The sequence below is a fragment of the uncultured Fluviicola sp. genome (genome assembly GCF_902168135.1).
Classification (GTDB): Bacteria; Bacteroidota; Bacteroidia; order Flavobacteriales_D; family Crocinitomicaceae; genus Fluviicola.
The window spans coordinates 285,436-292,662 of the sequence record NZ_CABHOL010000021.1; the positions used below are offsets into that span (position 1 = coordinate 285,436).

The 7,227-nt window shown below is 42.1% G+C and carries 4 protein-coding genes; all 4 read right to left on the bottom strand.

From position 1 onward, the window contains the following. Nucleotides 1–17 precede the first annotated feature (17 nt). Nucleotides 18–2,246 carry a cation:proton antiporter gene (locus QZT69_RS08930; RefSeq protein ID WP_294673222.1) on the bottom strand — a complete coding sequence of 743 codons (2,229 nt, stop codon included), beginning with the start codon at nt 2,244–2,246 and terminating at the stop codon, nt 18–20. Nucleotides 2,247–2,401: 155 nt separating this feature from the next. After that, the gene (locus QZT69_RS08935) at nt 2,402–3,154 is read right to left on the bottom strand and encodes a hypothetical protein (RefSeq protein WP_294673224.1); all 753 of its coding nucleotides are present in this window, start codon (nt 3,152–3,154) and stop codon (nt 2,402–2,404) included. Nucleotides 3,155–3,230: 76 nt separating this feature from the next. Next, on the bottom strand, nt 3,231–6,146 hold the full coding sequence (locus QZT69_RS08940) for a tail fiber domain-containing protein (protein WP_294673226.1): 2,916 nt from the start codon (nt 6,144–6,146) through the stop codon (nt 3,231–3,233). A 3-nt stretch (nt 6,147–6,149) separates the two neighbouring features. Then, nucleotides 6,150–7,097, bottom strand: coding sequence for a gliding motility-associated C-terminal domain-containing protein (locus tag QZT69_RS08945; RefSeq protein ID WP_294673228.1), 948 nt, complete (start codon nt 7,095–7,097; stop codon nt 6,150–6,152). Nucleotides 7,098–7,227 lie beyond the last annotated feature (130 nt).

A 7,227-nucleotide genomic window follows, 5' to 3' on the forward strand; every position in this document is an offset into this window, starting at 1 on the left:
CCATTTCCTTTTTCCCTTTACACTGATTTCGCTTCCAGGATATCACGCAAATAGATTTGAATTCTTCGGTTTGATCCTACAATCCAGATTACATCGTCAGCTTCAAACGCCATGTCCGGATCCGGATTAACGATGCGCTCATCACTCCGTTCCAATCCAACAACGATTCCTTGGCATATTTCACGCATACGGGAATGGCGCATGGTTTGACCTACCAGGTTTGAATCTTCCGGAATGGAGAACGAGTGCAATCCAACCTGCGAAGAATCTGATTTGGATTCGATCTTGGTTTCTGCAACCGTAATGTGGTTTTTAAATGCCGTTAACTGCTCATCGGTTCCAATCACTGAAATAACATCATTCGGGTATAAAACATGATCTTGCCGCGGAATATTAATCGTTTGGTCCCCGCGTTCAATGATCACAATGTTGATCCCGAATGTTTCGCGCAGTTTCATAGCACTTAAGGGTTGTCCGATTATCGGGGAACGCCCGTCGAGGGTGAAAGTCGTTAAATGCGAATCCCAGGGGGCCAGATAGTTCTTCTCTTTTTGAGACCGCTCGCGTTCATGCAAATTAAGCAGGAATCGCGTTTCAATCCGGCCGTAGAATCCTTTGATCCGGTGTCTTTGGGTAATAAAGAATGCCGTGCTTGCTAGTACTCCCAGCAGAGCCGCAAGCGGAGAGTAATATTTGGCGAAGACAAATCCGACGAAGAAAATAGCCAGTGCAATCCGAGAAATGATCAATGCCAGGAGTGGTCCGCGGTAAAGCGGCCTGGTCCAGATACTTGCATAGGTTTGCGAAGGTCCTCGTCTGAAAGCAAGCGCATACAGGAACGGGGCAATCATCAATAAAGTCAGGGAAACAATCAATAGTTTCTTCCAGTTACTTTCTTCGAAATACGGAGCAAGGAAACGGTCAGCCAATAAGATAATGCTGATGATAACCACCGAAAAAATAATCGTATTGATCAGGTAAAAACGGATCAATTTCTTCCAGTCGCTTGCTTCTGTAACCTGCTGGGTCCCCTGGCTGTACTTATACAAGCGGTTTTTCCATTTTACAGGCATTTTCAAAGTCACCCAATCCGATACCCTTCCCGAAAAACCGATCATGTAGGGAGTGGTGAATGTCGTAATCACCGAAACTGCCACCGCAACCGGGTACAGGAAGTCGCTGGTTACTTTGAGCGTCACACCGAGCGTTGCAATAATGAAAGAGAATTCACCGATCTGCGACAAGCTCATTCCGGTTTGCACTGCCACTTTGATCGGCTGTCCGGCTATCAGAGCTCCAATAGTTGCAAAAATGGGTTTCCCTATCAACAACACTACCGTTGAAATAGCAATCGGAAGTGCATATTCCACCAGCATATTCGGATCCAGCAGCATTCCTACGGAAACAAAGAAGATTGCTCCGAACAGATCTTTCACTGATTGCACCAGGTGTTCAATTTTCTCCACTTTGGGTGTTTCAGCCAGGATAGAACCCATAATGAAAGCTCCCAAAGCAGGTGAAAATCCGGCTTCAGAAGAAAGTACGACCATCAAAAAACACAAAGCCAATGACAGTACCAATAATGTTTCATCGTTCAGGTACTTTTTGAGCTGTTTGAAAAGGGTCGGAAGAAAAAAGATCCCGGAAACAAACCACAAAACCAGGAAGAAAACGAGTTTGATAATCGAAAAGATCATCTCAGTTCCCTGGAAGGACCGGCTGATAGAAACCGTGGATAAGATCACCATGAGCACAACGGCTACCAGGTCTTCAATAATCAATGCGCCCAATACGATCCCGGCAAATTTCTGGCTTTTTACTCCGGATTCATCAAAGGCTCTGAAGATAATAGTCGTAGAAGCAATACTCAGGATTCCGCCCATGAATAAACTATCCATCATTTCCCAACCCAGCATAACTCCTACGTTGTAACCGATCAGGAATGTCATCCCAACCCCCATCAGGGAAGTAATTACGGCGACATTTCCCACCTTGAGCAGTTTTTTGAAGCTGAATTCGAGCCCAAGTCCGAACAAAAGGAAAATTACCCCGATTTCTGCCCAGGTCTTGATTCCTTCCGATTCAACTACTGTAGGAAAAACATTGAAATACGGACCCACAAATACTCCGGCAATGATATATCCGAGAACAACCGGTTGGCGCAGCATCTTAAAAATGATCGTCATAGCGGCAGCCGCGCCTAAAATGAGTGCCAGATCGATAATTAACTCCGGAACATGTCCCATGGAACTGGTTTTAAGGTTTAACTAAACCAATCAATTTATGATAATGCCTAAAATTAACAAAAACGCCCCTGTTTCTGATTAAAATCGGATTAAATCAGCCAAAAAATGCAAACTTTCCGGAAAAAACGACGATTTAAGAACCTGATTTTGTGATTCTAATTTTTGATAATATACCAAACAATCACTTTGCGATCTTCGAGTTCTTCTTCTTTTCCCCGAATGATCTCAAAGCGCTTGGTGTTTCCCATTAATTTCAGCGCAGAAATACCGGTTAGTTCCTGATCTTTTTCTGACTGGAAACTGCACAGAGAAACTTCCTGTTTTCCACCAATTCTCAAAATAGTATCAGGCGCAATAGCCGAATAATCAAGTGTTACTTTTTGGGTAGATTTAGTCTTATTGACTATGAGAAAGTCCACACGTTTTGTTTTCGGTTTCTCCAGCACCCGGTTGATCTCAACCAGCGGTCTTCCGGGCTTAGCAGTATCCCGGACCGTAACAGGAGGTATTTTCAATTTATCGTCATAACTATCTTCCGTAAAGGAAGTCTCGTTGCCCACCTCATCAAATTGCCGGGTAGAATGGTAATACTGAATCCCGCCGTCAGGGGCATCACTGTAAGCAATACTTTTCACCTGTCCGTTCGGAAACCAGCTTAACAGTGCAGAAGCATGTCCGCCGAAATGTCTCAAATTATACGAACACACTTCTTTTCCCTGGTTATTAAACACTTTCAAACTTCCGCTCCGCTTGTCTTTATCCCAAGTTTCAATGATAGAGATTTTCCCATTTTGATGAAAACATTTTTTCACCTCTGAGCCGTCAGTCAGCTTTACCGTTTTGCAGTTAAACTGACCAAAGAGTGGAGTTTGAATAATCAGGAGCAAAAGAAGTAAGCTTGTTTTCATGGAAGGAAGATAGGCAATTTTGATGCCAAAACAATGGAGCACGACATATCGCACCCCATTGCTATTACCAATGAAATTATTGCTTCATCATTTTCTTTGTTGCTACAACTTGTCCGTCTGCAACCAATGTGTAAGTATAAACGCCTGTACTCAGGTCAGAACCGAAAACAGTCACACTACCAAGGCCTCTTTCCGTTACTTCAACAGAATTCATAAAGCGGCCGTTTCCATCATAGAAATGGATTTGTGCTTTCTTCACCGATTCCGGAATGGAGAAGTTGATCGTTGTTTGCTCTGCGAACGGATTCGGAACGTTTTGATCCAGTACAATTGCGTTGCGGTTGCTCAAAGTTACGTTCAGATTTTTACGAACTTCTTCCTGGGCAGCAGGGGTATTTGCCTGAATGGCACTTTGGTTTAGCTGGCACAGTAAAGGTAAAATCCCCGAAAGGCAGTTTTCCAGTTGAGTCAAACGGTCGTTCAAGTCCTCAATTTTCGCATCCTGATTTGCTACTATTTGCTCTAGACTATCTTGACCTGCCTGTAAAGCGTCATTTTGATTTTCCAAAGAATCAATTTGAGCTTTTTGACTTTGGTAACCGGATACTAAGATCGGAAATAAACCACCTGCACTGATGTGTTTGATACTATCTCTTCCTGCCTTAACCAAATCCGGGAAAACAGTTTCAAATTCCTGGGCAATAAAACCATATTGTGTTCCCATCATGAATGTATCCTGAACCGTATTCCATTCGAAGGTTCTCGGGCGAAGTAAGCTTAACAAACTATCTGCATTGATTTCCAAATCCTGGATGTTGTGTTTAAGTGTTGAATCTGAAGTAACAGCTGTTCCATTTTCAACAATTGTTCCCCAAACATCCAGTGCAGAAGCTGCATAATATTTTTTAATGGCAACATTGTTTGAATTGCTGATATTTATTGCCGGAATATCCTGTGCTGCTGTCGGCATCGCTGTATGAGCCGTGTAAATATCTCCGCCGCTGTTCAGGTAATTTTGAACATTTGCCGAACTAGGCGAATAACTGTTTCCAATGGAGACGATGTAATCCGGGCAATACACAAAATTCCCGAAAGAATGGGCTCTGAACCCTTTTGTAATGTTGTCATTCCCATAAGCAAACGATTCCTGGCCCGTTACATAATTGGCTTTTCCGAAGATGTAGCCGAAGTATCCCTGGTTTTCATTGTTTGCTCCAATGGTATACGCACTTTGTGAGCTGGTAAGTGTATTTGATTTGTTGTTGTACCCGAAAACATAATCCCCGATACCTGCACCACCATAAGTAGCGTTTCCAACTTCATTTCCGTCGCCAAAAACTTTGGTTTGCTGGTTGTAGACTCTGTTGTAGCCTCCAAAGATATTATGTCCCCAGCCTTGCGGGTAAATAGCTGTATTGTAATTAATGGTATTTGCCAGACCAAGAATAATGTTTTGACTTACATCGTTTAACGGAGCATTCCCATTGTTGGCGGCACCTACAATAAAGTTTCCGTAAAGATTGTTGAAAACCATGTCATACCCATTGGCTGTAACTGTTGTATTACGCAATAACGGACCTCCCAACTCCACGGTTGAAGGGTTCAATAAGTTCAATCCATTTTGAGCAGCAACAATTCCACCTGCCGGCCCTTGAGGTCCCATTGGTCCTGCCGGCCCTGTTGCTCCAGTAGCTCCCGCCGGTCCGGTCGCCCCAGTTGGGCCTGCTGGCCCTGCCGGACCTGCGGGCCCGGTAACAGTTCCCCAGGTTCCGTCTCCCAACAATGCAAGTGTATTATCATTTGGAAAAGCCAATCTTGATAATTCCACATCATTCGCACTTGTTCCGTTTTGAAGCCCCAATATAAGTGATTGACCTCCCTGGGCAGGTACATTTCTAAAACGCGCATTTCCATTTACATCCAGCACTTCTGTCGGAAGGTTCGGGTAGCCTAAACCTATTCCAATTCTTCCCGATCCGGAAAAGATCAAACTTCTTCCTCCAAGTCTAACCTGTCGGTTTGCAGTTAATGCAGTGGCTGTTGGAGGAAGTGCCGCATACAAATCTCCTAATTGATAAGGAGACGTTGGGAATATGTTTCTTGAAACACCATTGTTTGCCGGAGGTGGCGCTGTATTCACCGTATGAAATGTTCCATCACCACCTAAAAAAGTGTTTGCATCACCGTTGAAATCCAATCTCCGCACATTCACATCTGATGCACCTGAAGCGTTAACTCCAACCAAAATAGAATTCGGAGTTGCTGCCTGTACATTGCGGATGCGGGCATTGCCGTTTACATCCAGATTGGCTGTTGGGTTTGTAGTCAAATTTACGCCAACCCGGCCTCCGGATGGCATGATCTGCAGGTTTCCACTGCTGTTCGAAAGAAAATCGGTAAAAGGTCCGCCACTTGAATTTATCCCGCCGTATTGCAGTCTGAATTGAGGATTAAGATCCACAGCCTCCAGTCTTCTGTTTGCAGAAATATTTGCCATTTCTGTCTGATCACCAATACGCCAGAACCGGTTACTTCCCACAAAGGCATGCACCGTTGAATTGGTTGCAAATTTGTAATACTGGCCGGAAGGATTCAAGAGATTGAACCAAAATCCCTGTGCAGCTTTAGCAAGCAATTCGAAACGGTTATTTTGCCCCGATATTTGTCCGCTGCTTCCAAAAACAATATGGGTTTCGTTACCGCCACTGTTAAATGAAGTAAACATATCCAAATGCCCGATTCCTCCAGGAATGGGATCGAGAATTCGGAGACCGTCACCGGAGTTGCCGACCAGGGAATTTAATGCGCTTCCGGTAGTGAACCTGGCACGGAGCGTGTTGTTCGTGTAGATGTTGATTGGGAAGTTTAATGATGTGCCAAAAATATTTCCATTTTGACCGGTTATTAAACTGTTATATGTCCATTCTTGACTAAATAATCTAAAGCAATTAATTACTAATATCAATGCTAAAGTGCATTTTAGATTTTTCATAATTCATCTGATTAGATGAATCATACCATTAAACAAACTTTTTCTATCAACTTCACATTCGGAATAAGGATAACAGATATAATAATATACTCCTTCTGAGACAACAGTACCAGATTTACTTAATCCATCCCATTTGAAAGGAGTTAATAACTCAACAATTTCGTTGCCCCAACGGTTTACGACATAAACTTTTTCAAATTGTTCCTTGTTTCCTTTAATCTCAAAAAAATCATTTATTCCGTCATTATTAGGAGTAAAAATATTAGGAATTTCTATTTCAACATCATTATCCTCTTCAACTTTACTAAGTGAACAACCATCCAAATAGAAATATGCCGAAAACCCAAAAATTGAATTGGGGTTAACTTCTATAAAACTTAATGAAGAATCTTTTTTGAAATGACCAATGGAAACATATTTGTATGCACGCTGGGCAACAAACTCAAAAGAAAGAGTATACCACTTAAGAGTATCCTCGATAAGAGTGGATGAATCAATATATTGTGGAGTATAAATATTATAAAGAAAGTCCGAATCGTTTAATTCAGTTTCAGAAAAATAAAACCCGATATTTTTTATAGAATATCGACAATAATCTGCTAGATTGAAATGTCCAACAAACCTGTATTTTTTCCCGCATTCTAATTTCTCTGAAAAGGATAATTGAATATATTCATCATATTCAAATTGATTTGACGAATTATATTCGGATCCAAAACCAACCATCCCATTGCCACTGTAAGCTTCCTGATATCCAAAAGGAGTGTTTGGAACTCCAACAACAGCTCCTCCGGAACCAGATACATAACATGCATTAAAGTAGTCTGAAGTACTTAGCGCAGATTCGCACGGATTATAAACATATTTACAACGTTCTATCTGCGTTGCATCATCCGGGCACTGCCAATACTCCTCAAAGTCCCCATTGAGAATGAGGTTTTGCTGTCCCAAAACTTGGAAAGAAAAAAGAAAAGTGAATAATATGAAAGCGGTATGATTCAAAAATTGTTTTTATAAATTCAGTAATTGTAGGTCTTATTTGTTCTCAAACAAATAAGAAACCTGTCTCTTATACACATCT

Coding starts and splice junctions, on each gene's coding strand:
- QZT69_RS08930 (WP_294673222.1), bottom strand. CDS start 2,246: ATGGGACATGTTCCGGAGTTAATTATCGATCTGGCACTCATTTTAGGC.
- QZT69_RS08935 (WP_294673224.1), bottom strand. CDS start 3,154: ATGAAAACAAGCTTACTTCTTTTGCTCCTGATTATTCAAACTCCACTC.
- QZT69_RS08940 (WP_294673226.1), bottom strand. CDS start 6,146: ATGAAAAATCTAAAATGCACTTTAGCATTGATATTAGTAATTAATTGC.